This window comes from Myxococcales bacterium (assembly GCA_022184915.1).
GTDB lineage: Bacteria > Myxococcota_A > Polyangia > Fen-1088 > Fen-1088 > JAGTJU01.
This window is the reverse complement of record JAGTJU010000005.1, coordinates 68,963-83,958: the sequence shown is the minus strand read 5'-3', so window position 1 is coordinate 83,958 and position 14,996 is coordinate 68,963. Positions and strand designations below refer to the sequence as shown.

Annotated in this window: 10 protein-coding genes; 8 read left to right on the top strand and 2 right to left on the bottom strand. The window is 67.0% G+C overall.

The features are described from left to right. Positions 1-14 precede the first annotated feature (14 nt). The 3 genes from pgm (at position 15) to KA712_18810 (ending at position 5,051) form a co-directional block, all read left to right on the top strand. Positions 15-1,661: a phosphoglucomutase (alpha-D-glucose-1,6-bisphosphate-dependent) gene (gene pgm, locus KA712_18820; GenBank protein MCG5055022.1), complete on the top strand. Its 1,647-nt coding sequence runs from the start codon at positions 15-17 to the stop codon at positions 1,659-1,661. 121 nt (positions 1,662-1,782) lie between these two features. Then, the gene (locus tag KA712_18815; protein ID MCG5055021.1) at positions 1,783-4,194 is read left to right on the top strand and encodes an RNA-binding transcriptional accessory protein; all 2,412 of its coding nucleotides are present in this window, start codon (positions 1,783-1,785) and stop codon (positions 4,192-4,194) included. 233 nt (positions 4,195-4,427) lie between these two features. Continuing rightward, positions 4,428-5,051, top strand: a complete 624-nt coding sequence (locus KA712_18810) for a hemerythrin domain-containing protein (protein MCG5055020.1) — start codon at positions 4,428-4,430, stop codon at positions 5,049-5,051. A gap of 19 nt (positions 5,052-5,070) precedes the next feature. Here the strand turns inward: KA712_18810 and KA712_18805 are convergent, their stop codons facing one another. Both KA712_18805 and KA712_18800 read right to left on the bottom strand, forming a co-directional pair. Continuing rightward, the gene (locus tag KA712_18805; GenBank protein ID MCG5055019.1) at positions 5,071-6,612 is read right to left on the bottom strand and encodes a hypothetical protein; all 1,542 of its coding nucleotides are present in this window, start codon (positions 6,610-6,612) and stop codon (positions 5,071-5,073) included. A 101-nt stretch (positions 6,613-6,713) separates the two neighbouring features. Further along, entirely contained in the window at positions 6,714-8,513 is a 1,800-nt protein-coding gene (locus KA712_18800; protein MCG5055018.1) for a lysophospholipid acyltransferase family protein, read from the bottom strand. 113 nt (positions 8,514-8,626) lie between these two features. On the opposite strand from KA712_18800, the gene KA712_18795 reads away from it, so the two are divergent. The 5 genes from KA712_18795 to KA712_18775 all read left to right on the top strand — a co-directional run bounded on the left by KA712_18795 (position 8,627) and on the right by KA712_18775 (position 14,993). Continuing rightward, positions 8,627-9,091, top strand: coding sequence for an OsmC family protein (locus KA712_18795; protein ID MCG5055017.1), 465 nt, complete (start codon positions 8,627-8,629; stop codon positions 9,089-9,091). 45 nt (positions 9,092-9,136) lie between these two features. Further along, positions 9,137-9,325 (top strand): hypothetical protein, encoded by a 189-nt coding sequence (locus tag KA712_18790; protein ID MCG5055016.1) that lies wholly within the window; start codon positions 9,137-9,139, stop codon positions 9,323-9,325. A gap of 483 nt (positions 9,326-9,808) precedes the next feature. After that, positions 9,809-12,073: an ABC transporter ATP-binding protein/permease gene (locus tag KA712_18785; GenBank protein MCG5055015.1), complete on the top strand. Its 2,265-nt coding sequence runs from the start codon at positions 9,809-9,811 to the stop codon at positions 12,071-12,073. After that, complete coding sequence (locus KA712_18780; protein ID MCG5055014.1) at positions 12,070-13,461, top strand: HlyD family secretion protein; 1,392 nt, start codon at positions 12,070-12,072, stop codon at positions 13,459-13,461. The genes KA712_18785 and KA712_18780 overlap by 4 nt, the downstream gene beginning before the upstream one ends. A 2-nt stretch (positions 13,462-13,463) precedes the next feature. Then, a complete protein-coding gene (locus KA712_18775; protein MCG5055013.1) occupies positions 13,464-14,993 on the top strand; it encodes a TolC family protein in 1,530 nt (509 codons plus the stop codon). Positions 14,994-14,996: the final 3 nt, after the last annotated feature.

Below are 14,996 nucleotides of genomic sequence, written 5' to 3'. Positions count from 1 at the left end.
TTCACCGGGACAACATGGACCAAAAACGACACCCCCTAGCCGGAAAGCCGGCTCCAAAAGACATTCTGGTCGACGTCGACGCGCTCTTGGCCGCGTACTTCGATCGTAGCCCCGACCCGGCCGATCCGGCGCAGGCGGTGAGCTTCGGCACGAGTGGTCACCGGGGCTCGTCCTTGAAGGGTACCTTCAACGAGGCGCACATCCTGGCGACCACACAGGCCATCTGCGAGTACCGCAAGGCCCAGGGCACCTCGGGTCCGCTCTTCCTGGGCAAGGACACCCACGCGCTCTCCGGGCCCGCCGAGCAAAGCGCCCTGGAGGTGCTGGCCGCCAACGGCGTCGAGGTGGGCATGGCCGCATCGGGCTTCACGCCCACGCCGGCCATCTCTCACGCGATCTTGGCCTGGAACCGCGGTACGGGGCGTCCCGCGGCCGATGGCATCGTGGTGACGCCGTCACACAACCCGCCCGAAGACGGCGGCTTCAAGTACAACCCGCCGCATGGGGGCCCCGCGGACACCGACGCCACGGGCTGGATTGAAAAGCGCGCCAACGAGCTGCTGCGCGAGGGAAATCGAGGCGTACTTCGCGTGCCCTACGAAAAAGCTCGCGCGGCCGCCAGCACGCACGAGCGTGACCTGATGGGTCCCTACGTGATGGATCTCCCGAATGTCGTCGACATCGATGCGATCCGCAGCGCGGGCATTCGGGTGGGCGCCGATCCGCTGGGTGGGGCCTCCGTGCAGTACTGGCAGGTGATCGCGGAGCGGCTGGGCCTCAACCTCACGGTGGTCAACGACAAGGTCGATCCGCAGTTTGGGTTCATGACCGTGGACCACGACGGCAAGATCCGCATGGATTGTTCGAGTCCCGCGGCGATGGCGGGGCTCATCGCCCTCAAGGACGACTACGCCGTGGCGTTCGGCAACGATGCCGACGCCGACCGGCACGGCATCGTGACGCCCACGGGCGGGCTGCTCAACCCCAATCACTTCTTGGCCGTGGCCATCGACTACCTCTGCACCCATCGGCCCGCATGGCCCGAGGCCTCCGGTGTGGGCAAGACCTTGGTGTCGAGCGGACTCATCGATCGCGTGGTGCAGGTGCGCGGGCGCAAGCTCGTCGAGGTTCCGGTGGGCTTCAAGTGGTTCGTTCCCGGCCTGCTCGACGGCACGCTGGTGTTTGGCGGCGAGGAGAGCGCGGGCGCCAGTTTCCTGCGTCGGGACGGACGGGTGTGGACCACCGACAAGGACGGCATCCTGCTGGCGTTGCTCGCCGCAGAGATTACGGCCACCACCGGTCAGGACCCCTACGAACACTACAAGGCGCTGACGCGGCGTCTGGGTACGCCCCATTACGTTCGGCTCGATCGCCCTGCGGATGACCACGTCCGCAAGGCGCTCAAGAAGCTGTCGCCGGAGGCTGTCAAGAGCACGACGCTGGCCGGCGAGCCCATCTTGGCGAAGTTGACCTCCGCGGCCGGCAACGGGGCGGCGATCGGGGGCTTGAAGGTCACCACCGAGAGCGGCTGGTTCGCCGCGCGCCCTTCGGGCACCGAGGCTATTTACAAGATCTACGCCGAGAGCTTCCGCGACGACGCCCATCTCGCGCGCATCGTGCAAGAGGCGGGAGAGATCGTGGCCGCCGCCATCCTCGGCTAGGCGCAAGCGGCGGGCGCTTGGGGGGCCCCGCGGGCCCTCGCGCCCGCGGGCCGGGCTGGCAGCTGTTTCGTTATCCACAAGCCCTTATTCGCGTGCCCAGGTTTGCGTATGCTGCGGGGGCATGCACACGCCCAAGACCTTCGAGAGCTGGTTCGCCGAACAGGCGCCGCAGATCCCCGCACGCTCGGCTGCAGCCGTCCTGAAGCTGGCCGAGGATGGGGGCACGGTGCCCTTCATCGCGAGGTACCGCAAGGAGCAAACCGGCAACCTCGACGAGGTAGGTGTGCGCCAGGTGCTGGACCTCAAGGAGCGCTGGGACGAGATCGTGAAGCGCCAGTCGTTCATCGTCGAGGAGATCGACAGGCAGAAGAAGCTGACCGATGCGCTCAAAGAGAAGATTCTCTCCACCTACGATCTGGTGGCGCTCGAGGATCTGTACCTGCCCTACAAGCAGAAGCGCAAAACCAAGGCCGCCCTCGCGCGCGAGGCGGGACTCGAGCCGCTGGCTGATTGGCTCTGGGACGCGGCCCACGGGCGGGTGACCGCCACGGAGACGCCCGAGGCAAAGGCGGCGGCTTTCCTCAACGCGGAAAAGGAGATCGACAGCGCGCAAAAAGCGTTGGCCGGCGCCACGGACATTTTGACCGAGCGCCTGTCCGAGGACGCGGGCTTGCGCCAAGAGGTGCGGCAACAGTACTTCAGCGAATCCCTCGCCCGTAGCCGCAAGGGCGCGAAGGCCAAGCCGCACAGCAAGTTCGAGCTGTATTTCGATCACCAGGAGCCGGTGCCCTCGCTCATGAAGCCCGAAAGCTCGCATCGGTACCTGGCGATGCGGCGGGGATGGATGGAAGAAGAGTTGGTGTTGTCGCTCGGCGGGCCATTGCCCCCGGTGGATCCGGCCGAAAGCGAAGATGCGCTTGCGCGTCTGCGCACGCCCGACCCCCTCGTGGACTCCGTGGTGGCGCGTTTCGAGGCGGCAGCCCTCACGGTGCCCGATTTCGCGGGGGCGAGCCTGCTCAAAACGGCCGCCCGCCTGGCCGCGCGCGCCCACGTCATCCCCGCCATCGAAAACGAAGTGCACAAGGCGTTGCGGGACGTGGCCGATGAAGCCGCGATCAACGTGTTCGCGGAGAACGTGCGCAAGCTCCTGCTGGCAGCGCCCTTTGGGGCCAAGGCGGTGTTGGGCGTCGATCCCGGCATTCGCACCGGGTGCAAGCTGGCCATGGTGGATAGCTCCGGGGCCTACGTGGGCAATGCCCTCATGCACCTCGAGTCCGAGCGGGGCCGTCAGGAAGCCAAGATGCTGCTGGCGAAGCTCGTCGAGCAGGGGGGCGTGCAAGCCGTGGCCGTAGGCAACGGCACGGCGGGGCGGGAAACGGAGGCTTTCGTGCAGCAGGCGCTCAAGGAAGCGGGCAGCCATACACCCGTGGTGATGGTGAGCGAATCGGGCGCGAGCATCTACAGCGCGAGCGACGTGGCGCGAGAAGAGTTCCCCGACCTGGATCTGACGGTGCGCGGCGCGATCTCCATTGCCCGTCGCTTGCAGGACCCCTTGGCCGAGCTGGTGAAGGTGGATCCGAAGAGCATCGGCGTGGGCCAGTATCAGCACGATGTGTCTCCCAACGCGCTCAAGAAGAGCCTGGACGCCGTGGTGGATTCCTGCGTGAACCAGGTGGGCGTCAATCTGAACACGGCCAGCATGCACTTGCTCCAGCACGTCTCGGGCATCGGGCCGGGCCTTGCGAAGGCCATCGTGGCCTACAGGGCCAAGCAGGGCCTATTCAAGAACCGACAGGAGCTGCTGGAGGTGCCGAGGTTCTCGCAGAAGACCTTCGAGCAGGCCGCGGGCTTTCTCCGCATCCCGGGTGGGGAGAACCCGCTCGACAACACGGGCGTGCACCCGGAGCGCTACGGCGCCCTCGAGCGGCTCGCCTCGCGGATGGGCCTGGGGGTGGCCGGACTTCTGGGTTCCGGCGTGAGCGCGGTGAAGCAGTCGAAAGATCTCTCGGAGGAACTCGGCACGTTCACCTTCTCGGACGTGGTGGCCGAGCTGGAAAAGCCCGGCCGCGATCCCCGCGACTCATTCGTGGCTTTCGCCTACCGCGCCGACGTTCACGAGCTTTCGGACTTGAAGCCCGGGATGGTCTGCCCGGGCATCGTGACGAACGTGACCAACTTCGGTGCGTTCGTCGATGTGGGTGTACACCAGGACGGCCTGGTGCACATTTCCCAGCTGGCGGACCGGTTCGTCAAGGATCCGCGCGAGGTGGTTAGTCCCGGCGATCGCGTGAACGTGCGCGTGGTCGAGATCGACCTCGACAAAAAGCGCATCGCGCTCACCATGCGCTCGGACGGCGAGGCGGCCGTGGGCAAAACGCGGCCCGCACCGTCCGAAGCCCGTGCGCCCGGCCGCCCGCCGCAGCGCGGAGGATCCGAGCGCGGACCGCGCGTGTCGACACCGCCACGTCAGCCGCAGCAACCCTTCAACAACCCCTTCGCCGCTCTGGGCGGACCCCGTTCGGGGCGCTCTTGACCTGGTAGCCCCCGGCCCCGAACACGCATGACGTTCGGGGGTGGGGGGCAACTGGTGCAGGGTTTGCGGCCAAGCCCCGCGCGGATCGACCCTAGACCCCTGAAAAGACATGGTGACCGGCACGGCCTGAAATTTGCTGGAAACAAAGGTGGCCCTCGGGACCTTTGGAGTTCGTTCCAAGGGCCTTTGCGGCGGGGTCGGGCAGGGCTGCGAGCCTGGACAGGAGGGGTGTCATGGCAACTCTAGGGACTGGAACTCAACCGACGAGCATGACGGTGGGCACCGACCGTATCCGGCGAGAGCACCAGGTGATCGCCGATATGCTCGACGCGGCGGCGGCTCTGGCCGAGCGGGTGGCTCAAGGGCGGGAGGTCGATGGGCCCGTGCTCGACGGCGTCTGGGACTTTTTCCACCGCTTCGTCGAGCGCAACCACAACGCCAAGGAGGTCGAGGTGCTCTACCCGCGACTGGCGCGTAAGGGCGTCTCTCTGGCGGGGCTGCCCCTGGCCCGAATCGAGGAGGAACACGCACGCATGGCTGAAATCCTCGAGGCTGTGGCGGACGCCACGGATGGTATGGGTGCAAAGGTGCCGGGGGCCGAAAAGGAGTGGGTGCGGCAGGTGTTGCACATGGTGCAGGTGGTCCGGGCTCACGAGCTGAAGGAAGACGCGATGCTGGTGGCTGCCGCCGAGCGCTTGTTCACGCCCGAAGAGCAGGCCGAGCTGGCCCAGGCCTTCGAGCATTGGGAGGCCAAGCGGGTGCCCGAAGGCATCAAAAGCCACCTCGAGCGCTGCGTTCATACGTTGCCCATGGCGGCGCTCGGACGCCGCGCCGCCACGCACCTGTTCACGCCTTGAGGGTGGCGGGCGGCTCAGCTCAGCGACAGGCGGAGGCCGCCGCCTGGGGGAAGGTGACGAAGGCGAAGGCGTGCGGGGGCAGGCTCAGGAGCTGGGGATGGTGCACATGCACGCCCTCGGTGGGCGGCACGGCGCCCTCGGCCGTGAGCGCGAGAGGCTTGCCGTTGAGGGTCACACGGTGTGCTTCGGGGCTGGAGGCCTGCACGAGGTAGAGCCTCGCCTCGGGGCCCAGGTCAGGCAGGTCGACGTCGATAGGACGGGTGGGGTGCACGTTGACGAGGGCCAGCGTCACCGATCCGGGGGCCGCTTCGCCTCGTGTGCAGTGCGCGTAGGCGGACACGGGGCCCAGGCCCGTCCGCAGCTGCGTGGGAAGGACCCTCGTTCCCATCAGCCGACGCCACAGCAGCGAAGCCCAGTAATCCGGGTTGGGCGCCAGCGTTTCGTCGTCGATCAAGCCGTAGTCACCTCCTGACAGAGTCTGCCGCACCACGATGGGCTGCCCCCGCCGGGCGATCCGCCCGAGCTGGTCCACCCACCACAGGCTGCTGGCAAAACGATCGGACGCCCCGGGCTCCCCGCCGCACTGGGCGCCGCCGGTTTCGCCCAACCACACGGCGGCCTGGGGACCGTGCTGATCCCGTGTGTCTTCGACGAAAGCGGCCCACCGATCAATTTCGGCCAGCTGCCGGGGCCGCAGCACCTCACCCGCTTTCGCACGTTGTGTGGCCACCGGACAGCGGTACGACTGAGAGGGGTAATAGTGCCACGTGACGATGTCGAGCAGATCACCCCCGGCCCGCATGAAGCGTCCGTAAAAGGGCAGGCCTTCTCCGAGCAGGGGCCAGAACGCCACCGCGGGACCCGCCAACTGCGCTTTGGGTGCCGTGTCGCGCAGGAGCCAGCGCACCAGCTGGAGATCGTCTGCGTAGGCACGGGGCGAGAGCCAGCGGTGATGCAGGAGCGGGAAGACGTTGAGCTCGTTGCCGAACTCCCAAACGTCCACCGGATCACCTGCCGCCACGGCTTCTTCGATGAGCCCACGCGCGCTGGCGGGATCCCACCGCCCGGAGGCGTCTCGCGCGGCCTCGCCGGCGTTGAGGGTGAAGATCAGGCGAAAGCCCACGTCCTGCGCGAAGCGGCTCACGTTCTGCCAGGTCTTCCGGCTGAGGCGCCACCGGCCCGCGCCCACGTCGGCGGGCGCTCCCGCGGCTTCGTAGACCGTGCGGTCTGCATCGGTTCCACCCACGCGCAGGTAGGCGGGCGCCAGGGCCTCGGCCAGGCTGCGGAGCGCTGGGCGCGAAAAGTCGTAAGGAGGTACTTGGGCCGTGGCCATGGCGCCCGCATTGCGGTCGGGATCCCAGAACGCACCACCCACCACATTCGCGATGTCGACCGCCACGGAGAGGAAGCGCTCGTCCACCTCGGCCTGCACGGCGGAGGTGTCAATCTCGAGGGAGACGGCCGAGGCTGATATCGGCTCTGTCCGGCTACGCCACGCTGACCAGTCGGAGACCGTGGCCAACGCCACGAACCCAACCAGCCATCGTGTCACGCGAATCAAGAGCACGGTCTTTCATGGTGTGACAATTTCGCAACGACAGCAACCGTGCCGCAGAAACAACTGTGCGACAGTCGTGTGACAGAGGCAAAGGCGCGAGGGCGCTAGGCGACGCTGGCGTAGAAAGCGTACCCCGCTTCTCCCATGAAGCGCTTGAGCACCTTCGGATTCGTCGTGCGCAGGTCCACCACGATGAGGCCGTCGAGGCAGTTGCCAAAGGCGGGATCGACGTTGAACCCATAAAGCCGCGCGTTCAGCTTGAGGTAGTGCTTGAGCAGCACCGGAAGGCCCTTGTCGTCCTTCTCGAGATCGGCGATGAGGTTGGAAAGATCCTCGACGTCGCGGGCACCCTGCAGAACCGCGCGCTCGTCTTCACCGATGCGGGCCCGTGGCGGGTTCTTGGGCTTGACCAACGCTTTGAGCTGTTCGTCGCCCGAGGCAGCCTGGGCCAGGAACTCGACCATCAGGCGGCGCGACGTGCTCTCGTAGTCGCGGCTGATGCTCACGGGACCAAAGAGGGTCTTGTACTGGGGGTTTCTTACGAGAAACTCGCCGATACCGCGCCACAGGAGCGCGAGTGACAGGGGCTTGCGCTGGTACTCGGCGCGGATGAACGAACGGCCGAGCTCGATGGCCGGGTTCAGTCGATCGAGGAAACCGGGTTTGAACTTGAAGAGCGTGCTGGTGTAAAGGCCCTCGAGCCCCTCTTTTTCGAGCAGCTCGTCCGCCACGCCCAGGCGATAGCTGCCGACGAGCTCGTTCGACTCGTGGTTCCACATGAACAGATGCAGGTACGTCTTGTCGAAGGAGTCGAGATCCAGTGCCAACCCGGTGCCCTCTCCCACGGCCCGGAAGGTCGTCTCCCTCAGGTGCCCGATCTCGCGCATGACAGCGGGGATTTGCGCGGCGCGCGCCAGATAAACCGCGTAAGGCCCCTGCTCGATCAACTTGGCATCCGAGGGCAGCCTGGTCACTTCGGCCTTGAGCACGTCGGGGTTGACCGCGGGCGCGATCTCGACTGCAGGGCTTGCGGCGGGCAGGGGACGAAAGCGGGGGCGCACCGCGCTTTCGCGGTTCGCCAGGGCGTAGGTTTTGAAGCGCAGGTACTGCGTGATCTCCGCGTCGTCTCTTCGTCGCGCGATCTTCTCGGGCCCGATGGGTTTGCCCACGCGCAGCGAAATCGTGGACCGGCTGCGGCGCAGGAGCTCCTTCGGCAAAAGGGCCGTGCGCAGGCGCGGGTGCAGCAGACCGGCCAGCTGAAACCAGTTGCTGTTACGGCCCTCGAAGAAGACGGGGACGACCGTGGCGCCCGAGCGCCGCGCGAGCGCGGCGACGCCGTGGGCCCAGGGGGGATCCACCACGGCGCGCTGCCGCACGTGCAAGTGGGAGACGGTCCCTGAAGGAAACGTCACCAGCATGCCGCCCTCGCGGAGCCAGCGTAGCGCCGCGCGCAGAGGGGCGAGGTTGGCATGCGTGCTCTGGCGGGAGCCAAAGGGATCCACCGAGATGAGCCACGGGCGCATCTCCGGAACCTGCCCCAGGAGGTAGTTGGCCATGAGCCGGACATCGGGGCGTACCCCCGTGAGGAGGTCGCCGAGAATCAGCCCTTCCACCGCACCGAACGGATGGTTGGCCACGATGATCACAGGCCCTTCCTTCGGGATGCGGGCGCGATCCGCGTCGCTCAAGTGATACTCGATGGAAAGGACCTTGAGGCTCGCAGCGAAGAAACCGGCGAAGCTTTCGTCGCCAGGAAGGTTGTCGCTGTAGAGCTGGTTCAAGGTATGCAGGGACAGCAGCTTCTCGAAGGGCGAGCCCACCAACGAGTATAGTTTTTTACTGAACGCAGAGTCGAAGGCGCCGGAAACATCAACGAGGCGGCGGGGCCCGGAAGCAGGTTGCATGCCTTCGATGGTAGGCGGGCCAAAAGGCACGAGGGCGACGGCTTGGTGACAGCTTGTCTGCGCTCGCGTGCCTTCTTTCCCCCAGCCGGCCTGTTGCGTGACAAACTCATGTCATGCCTGAGACGTTTCGTTGTCGATTGGAATGGACCGGAGCTACCGGTGGACCGCTCGAGGGTACGGCCTACAGCCGCGACCTCGACGTGCAATGGGAGGGGCTGCCCACCTTGCCGATGTCCGCCGCACCGGCCTACAAGGGCGACCCCACGCGCCTCAACCCCGAGCAGCTCTTCGTGGCCTCGCTCTCGTCGTGCCAAGCGCTCACGTACTTGTTTCTCGCGGCGCGAAGCGCAGTGGGGTTGGTGACGTACGTGGACGACGCGGAGGGCTCCTTGAGTGTGGTCGATGGCAGGATGCGGATGTCGTCGGTCACGCTTCGTCCCACCATCACCCTGCGCCCGGGCGCGGACGAAGCGAAGGCCCTCGCGCTGGTGGAAAAGGCGCATGAGGGATGCTTCATCGCAAACTCGGTCGCGACGAAGGTCACCCTCGCACCGCGCGTCCAGTTTCGAGGGACGTGAGGCGCCGGTGCCGGACCGAAGCCCGTTCCGGCATCCAAGTACATCATGGGTTTGTTCGACTGGTTTCGACGGGATCCCGCGGCGGAGCTCGCGCGGCGGGTGGCCGCCAAGTGGGAAGAGGCCATGCAACTGCAGCGGCGGGGAAAGATCGTGGAGTACGCAGAGGCGGTGGCAGAAGCCGAGCGGCTGCAGGCCGAGCTCGAGGGCGTCAAGCCCCCGCTCGGGGATCGTTGACCGGACGGGAGGGGCCTGGTTCTGTTTCGATCTCGATGCGGGGCACGTGCGTTCGTGCTCCGGACGTTGTCGCCTTCGCTGCCGGGGGGAAAAAAGTACTTCATATTCTTGTTCATGGCCGTGTACCGATTTCGCACCGCCTCCGAGCGGTCAGGTCTTCCCGGCCGACGACCTGGCTCACTACCTCGAAGTGGAACTCCGCTACGACATCTGAACCACGGTGCGCACGGGGACGGCCCCGTGCGCGCGGTCATGTCCCCGTGTGCGTTCGGGAGCCCGGGACACAACGGGCGGGGTGCGAGGGCTCTTCAGGGAAAGCGGGGCCCTCGCATCGGTATTTTCTATACTTTGCTGCGTCCGCATTTGCTTGACGCTGTCCTTTCGGGGCGTACACCTTGAGTGAATTTTGAACCCGCGCCCGCCGATGCTTTCGTAAGCCCGCACCGGCCGTGACGCGGCCGCCTTCGAAAGCCGATCCAAAAGATGAGCGACGACCCTTCCAACGGTTCCGGGGGACGAACCCGCGCCGAATCCGCGTTCGAGGCCACCGTCGAACAAGAAATTCTGCTGTGGGGCCTGGAGCACCTAGCCCACTGCCATGGTGCTTCCTACGAGCCCTCCAAGATGAGGGCGGCGGTGCTGGAGGCGCAGCGAGACCTGCCCGGGCCGCTGGCCGAGACGTGGCATCAGCGGCTCGCGGTGGCAGCCCCCAGCGCGGGTCTGGCGCTGACCGAGGTGACTCGACCCGTGGCCGAACTGTTGACGGTGGTGAGCCGCGACGCGCACCTGCTGATGTGGTGCGAGGCCGAAGGCGAGCCGCAGCTGATCGCGATCACCGAGCGCGCGGGCCGCAAAGTCAAGGTGGCCTCGTCCGCGGGGGGCGGGAGCGAAAGGTGGCTCGACCCCGAGCATCTGTGCGCGCTGCTCGACGCGAGGGGACCGGCCGCCTCCGTGCGGGCGGTGTTCGCCGAGCTCGCGGCGCCGCTCGAAGCTCTGCGGGCCCACGACGAGGCCGGGCATGCCGACGACACGGCCGCGCCGCCTCCGCCGCTGCCGCGTCTGCGCTCGTTGCTGAAGACGGAGCGGGCCGACCTTTGGGTGGTGGTGGCGTACGCCGTAGGGGTTGGGGTGATGAGCCTGGCCACCCCGGTCGCGGTTCAGTCTTTGGTCAACACCGTGGCCTTCGGCACGTTGCTGCAGCCCCTGGTGGTCTTGGCCCTGATCCTCCTGGCGTGTCTGGGCATCGTGACCCTGCTTCGTTCTTTGCAGTACTACGTGGTGGAGATGATCCAGCGGCGGGTGTTCGTGCGGGCGGCGGCCGACCTGGCCTACCGCTTGCCGCGCGTGCGACTGGACGCCTACGAGGGCAAGTACGGGCCCGAGCTGGTGAACCGCTTCTTCGACGTGGTCACGGTTCAAAAAAGCGCGGCGCAGCTGCTCATCGAGGGCCTGGGCCTGCTTCTGCAGCTGTCGACCGGGCTTCTGCTCCTGGCCTTTTACCACCCCGTGCTGCTTGCGTTCGCGGGCCTGCTCATCGCGGGGCTGGCCTTCGTGATCTTCGTCATGGGCCGCGGGGGCATCACCTATGCCATCAAGGAATCGAAGGCGAAGTACGCCATGGCGGCTTGGCTCGAGGAGCTGGCGCGACACCCCGCGAGCTTCAAGACCGCGGGTGGGCTTTCCATGGCCCTCGGGCGTGCCGACGCGCTGGCAAAGGAGTATCTCCTGGCCCGCAAGAAGCAATTCGGCGTGGTCATGCGCCAGCTCGTGGGAGGCCTCACGCTGCAAGCGGTGTCGAGCACGGTTTTGCTGGGCGTGGGCGGCTGGCTGGTGATCCAGCGGCAGCTGACCTTGGGCCAGCTGGTGGCGGCCGAGCTCATCCTCACCAGCGTGGTGGCAGGCTTCACGAAGCTGGGAAAAACGCTGGATGCGTTTTACAAGTTGGTGGCCGCCGTGGACAAGCTGGGCGTGCTCATCGATTTGCCTCTCGAGAAGGTGCATGGTGAAGCGTTGCCACCCAGGAGCACCCCGGCTGCCGTGAGCTTTCGCGCGGTGTCTTATTGCTATGTGGACGGGCGGCCTGCCCTGTCGAACGTGAGCTTCGAGCTAAAGCCAGGGGAGCGCGTGGCACTCGTCGGGGGCAGCGGCGCGGGCAAGGGAACGCTGCTCGACCTTGCGTTCGGGTTGCGTCGCCCGTCCTCCGGGGCCGTGCTCGTCGATGGCTTGGATGTGCGTGACGTGCGCATCGATGCCCTCCGCAAGGACGTGGTGATGCTGAACGGCGTGGAGATCATCGAGGGCACCGTGGCTGACAACGTCAGCATGGGTCGAACCGACGTCAGCTCGACGGAGATCCGAGAGGCTCTGTCACGCGTCGGGCTGCTGGAAGACGTGCTGGCGCTGCCCGAGGGGCTCAACACCCACGTGGTGACGGGCGGCTCACCGCTTTCGGGCGGTCAAGCGCGGCGGTTGATGTTGGCCCGCGCGCTCGTGGCCCGTCCGCGGCTGCTGCTCATTCGAGAAACCCTCGACACGCTGGCGCCCGACGTCCGCGACTTGGCGCTGTCTGCGGTTTTGGGACGGCAGACACCGTGGACCGTGCTCGTGGTCTCTCACGACCGAGACGTGGTGGCCGCCTGCGATCGGGCGATTGAGCTCGGGGGCGGCAGGCGCGTCAACTCGGCCCTCGCACGGCTCACGGGCACGAGTGCGGTGGGGAACCCCGAGATCGAAGGAGGGGCGGCATGAAGCGCGTGACACAAAAGACGGAACAGCCACCGCTTGTGCGTCCCGAAATCGCCGATTTTCCAGCGCTTCGCCAGGTGCGCTCGGCCCGCGTGGCGCGACGGGTGGCGCAGTGGATGGCGTTGATGTTCCTGCTCTTCGGCTTCGCGCTGGCGCTTTTGCCCTGGCAGCAGTCGGCTTCGGGCATGGGCCGCGTGATTGCGTACACGCCCCTCGAGCGGCAGCAGACCATCTCCGCGCCCCTCGAAGGACGCATCGTAAGGTGGTGGGTGCAGGAGGGCTCACGGGTGAATACGGGCGATCGCTTGCTCGAGATCACCGACAACGACCCCATGATCCTGGACCGCCTGATAGCCGAGGCGAACGCCATCCGCGACAAGCTGGAGCGCTCGAAAGAGCGCGCCATGACGGTGGACGAGCGCATCGGCTCGCTCACCGAGTCTCGTTCGCTGGGCGTCAACGCCGCCGAATCCAGGGTGCAGATGGCGGTCGACCGGCAGCGCGCGGCGGAACAAACGCTGAGCGCGGCGCGTGCGGCCGACGTGGCGGCTCAGCTGAACCTCGAGCGGCAGTCACGTTTGCTGGACGAGGGATTGGCGTCGAAGCGTGCGGTGGAGCTTGCCCAGATGGAAGGCGCGCAGCGAAGCACCGACGTGGACAAGGCCCTGGCCGCGCTCAGCGCTGCTCGCAATGAGCTTCAGGCGCTCCGCTCCGAGCAGCGCAAGGTGGGCACCGACATCGGCGCCGCGATCGAGTCCGCGCGTGCCGACAGGGCCAAGGCCCAGGAGGACGTGCACCACGCCGAAGCCGAGTTGAACAGGATCGAAGTGAGGCTGTCCCGGCAGCGCTCCCAGGTCTTGCATGCGCCCCGCCCCGGCACCGTGTTGCGGTTGCACGTGGGGGAGGGGGCCGAGATGGTGAAGGCCGGTGATCCCCTGATGGTGCTGGTGCCCGACACGGTTCAGCGCGCGGTCGAGCTGTGGGTCGACGGCAACGACATTCCCTTGGTCTCGGCGGGACGGCACGTGCGCTTGCAGTTCGAGGGCTGGCCGGCCATTCAGTTCACGGGATGGCCTTCGGTGGCCGTGGGTACGTTTGGCGCCACGGTGGCGTTCGTGGACGCTGCGGACAACGGCCGCGGTGATTTCCGCATCGTGGTGGTCCCCGACGAGGCCGACGAGCCCTGGCCCGAGGGCCGCTTCTTGCGCCAGGGCGTGCGGGCGCGGGGCTGGGTCTTGCTGGGACAAGTCCGTTTGGGCTTCGAGCTGTGGCGTATCTTCAACGGCTTCCCGCCGATGATCCTTCCCGAAGCAGACGCTCCCGCCAAAAAGGACAACAACGACGGTAAACCCGTGGACGACGGCTCCAAGGGCGGCAAGGACGAGGGTTAGAGGTGGTTCGCATCACGGGGCTCGTGTTGCTGCTCCTCTGCGTGGGGGCGGCGGTGGAAGCTGCGCCTCCGTCGCTGCAGCTGCGACTGCCGCCGCCGCCGGTGGCGGTGGAAAATCCCGCGCCGAAACTGCCGGTACCGGGTGAGGCGCTGGCAGGGGCTCTCGACGCCACCACGACGCCGCTTGGCCTCGATGAGGTTCTGGCGTCGGCAGAGCGCTCTTACCCCTTGCTCGTGGCCGCGCTGCTTCGTCGCGATGTGGCCGAGGCCGACCTTCTTTCGGCCCGCGGTGGCTTCGACCTCAACTGGCGCACCCGCGGTTCGGTCGTGGGTCTTGGGTACTACGACTACCTCTCGGTGGATTCGCTTCTCGAGCAACCCACGCCCCTTTGGGGCACCACAGTCTTTGGAGGGTGGCGCCTCGGGCGGGGTGACATTCCCCCGTACTACGGCAATCTCGAGACCAACAAGGGCGGTGAACTCAGGGCGGGCGTGTCCGTGCCGATCTTGCGCAACGGGGCCGTGGACAAGCGCCGTGCCGACGTCCGCAAGGCCGAGCTTGGGCGGACGGTGGCCGAAGGCGACATCGGGCTCTTCGTGCTCGACCTTCAGCGCAGCGCCGCCTACCGGTACTGGGATTGGGTGATCGCCGGACGCCGGCTCAGGATCGCACAGGACCTGCTCACCATCGCCGAGGTGCGCGACGAGGCCGTGCGCCGGCGCAGCGATCTGGGAGACGTGGCCGACATCGATCGCCTGGACAACGAACGGGCCATCGCCGAGCGCCAAGAGCGGGTGGTGGCGGCCGAACGAACGCTCGAGCAGGCGGCGATCGCGCTGTCGCTGTTCCTTCGCGACGAAGAAGGAGCGCCCGTGCTCGTGTCACCCGCCCGCTTGCCGCCCGCGCTGCCGGATCCGCAGGAGCATCTACACCCGAATCCCATCGAAAGAGCGCTCGAGCGCAGACCCGAGCTCAAGCGCATCCAGGCGCTGCGCAAACAAAACCAAGTGGACGTGCAGCTTGCGAAGAATCAGGTCCTGCCCTCGCTGGATCTGTCCCTCGTGGGCTCCAAAGACGTCGGCGCGACGGTGCCGGGCCGGACCTACCTCGACGAGCCCGAGGTGGTGGGCGGCGTTCTCTTCGAGGTTCCCCTGCAGCGTCGCGTGGCCAAGGGGCGTTTGCAGGCCGCGCAGGCGGCGTTGGCGCGCCTGACCGCCGAGGAGCAGATGGCGCGGGATCGCATCACGGCCGACGTGCGTGACGCCCTCTCCGCGTTGCATGCCGCCAGCCAGCGGGTGGATTTGGCCCGGGAGCAGCTGCGTTTGGCGGTGAAGCTCGAGGAAGCGGAACGTACGCGCTTCGACCTTGGCGAAAGCAATCTGCTCTTCGTGAACCTGCGGGAGCAGGCCACGGCCAGCGCGGCGCTCGTGGAGGCCGAGGCGCTTGGCAGCTGGCTGCGTGCCCAGGCCGATTTTCGGGCCGCCATCGGCGGGGTTTCACAAGACGACGAACCGGCCCTGCGCGATCCCTGACCC

Coding starts and splice junctions, on each gene's coding strand:
- pgm (MCG5055022.1), top strand. CDS start 15: ATGGACCAAAAACGACACCCCCTAGCCGGAAAGCCGGCTCCAAAAGAC.
- KA712_18815 (MCG5055021.1), top strand. CDS start 1,783: ATGCACACGCCCAAGACCTTCGAGAGCTGGTTCGCCGAACAGGCGCCG.
- KA712_18810 (MCG5055020.1), top strand. CDS start 4,428: ATGGCAACTCTAGGGACTGGAACTCAACCGACGAGCATGACGGTGGGC.
- KA712_18800 (MCG5055018.1), bottom strand. CDS start 8,513: ATGCAACCTGCTTCCGGGCCCCGCCGCCTCGTTGATGTTTCCGGCGCC.
- KA712_18795 (MCG5055017.1), top strand. CDS start 8,627: ATGCCTGAGACGTTTCGTTGTCGATTGGAATGGACCGGAGCTACCGGT.
- KA712_18790 (MCG5055016.1), top strand. CDS start 9,137: ATGGGTTTGTTCGACTGGTTTCGACGGGATCCCGCGGCGGAGCTCGCG.
- KA712_18785 (MCG5055015.1), top strand. CDS start 9,809: ATGAGCGACGACCCTTCCAACGGTTCCGGGGGACGAACCCGCGCCGAA.
- KA712_18780 (MCG5055014.1), top strand. CDS start 12,070: ATGAAGCGCGTGACACAAAAGACGGAACAGCCACCGCTTGTGCGTCCC.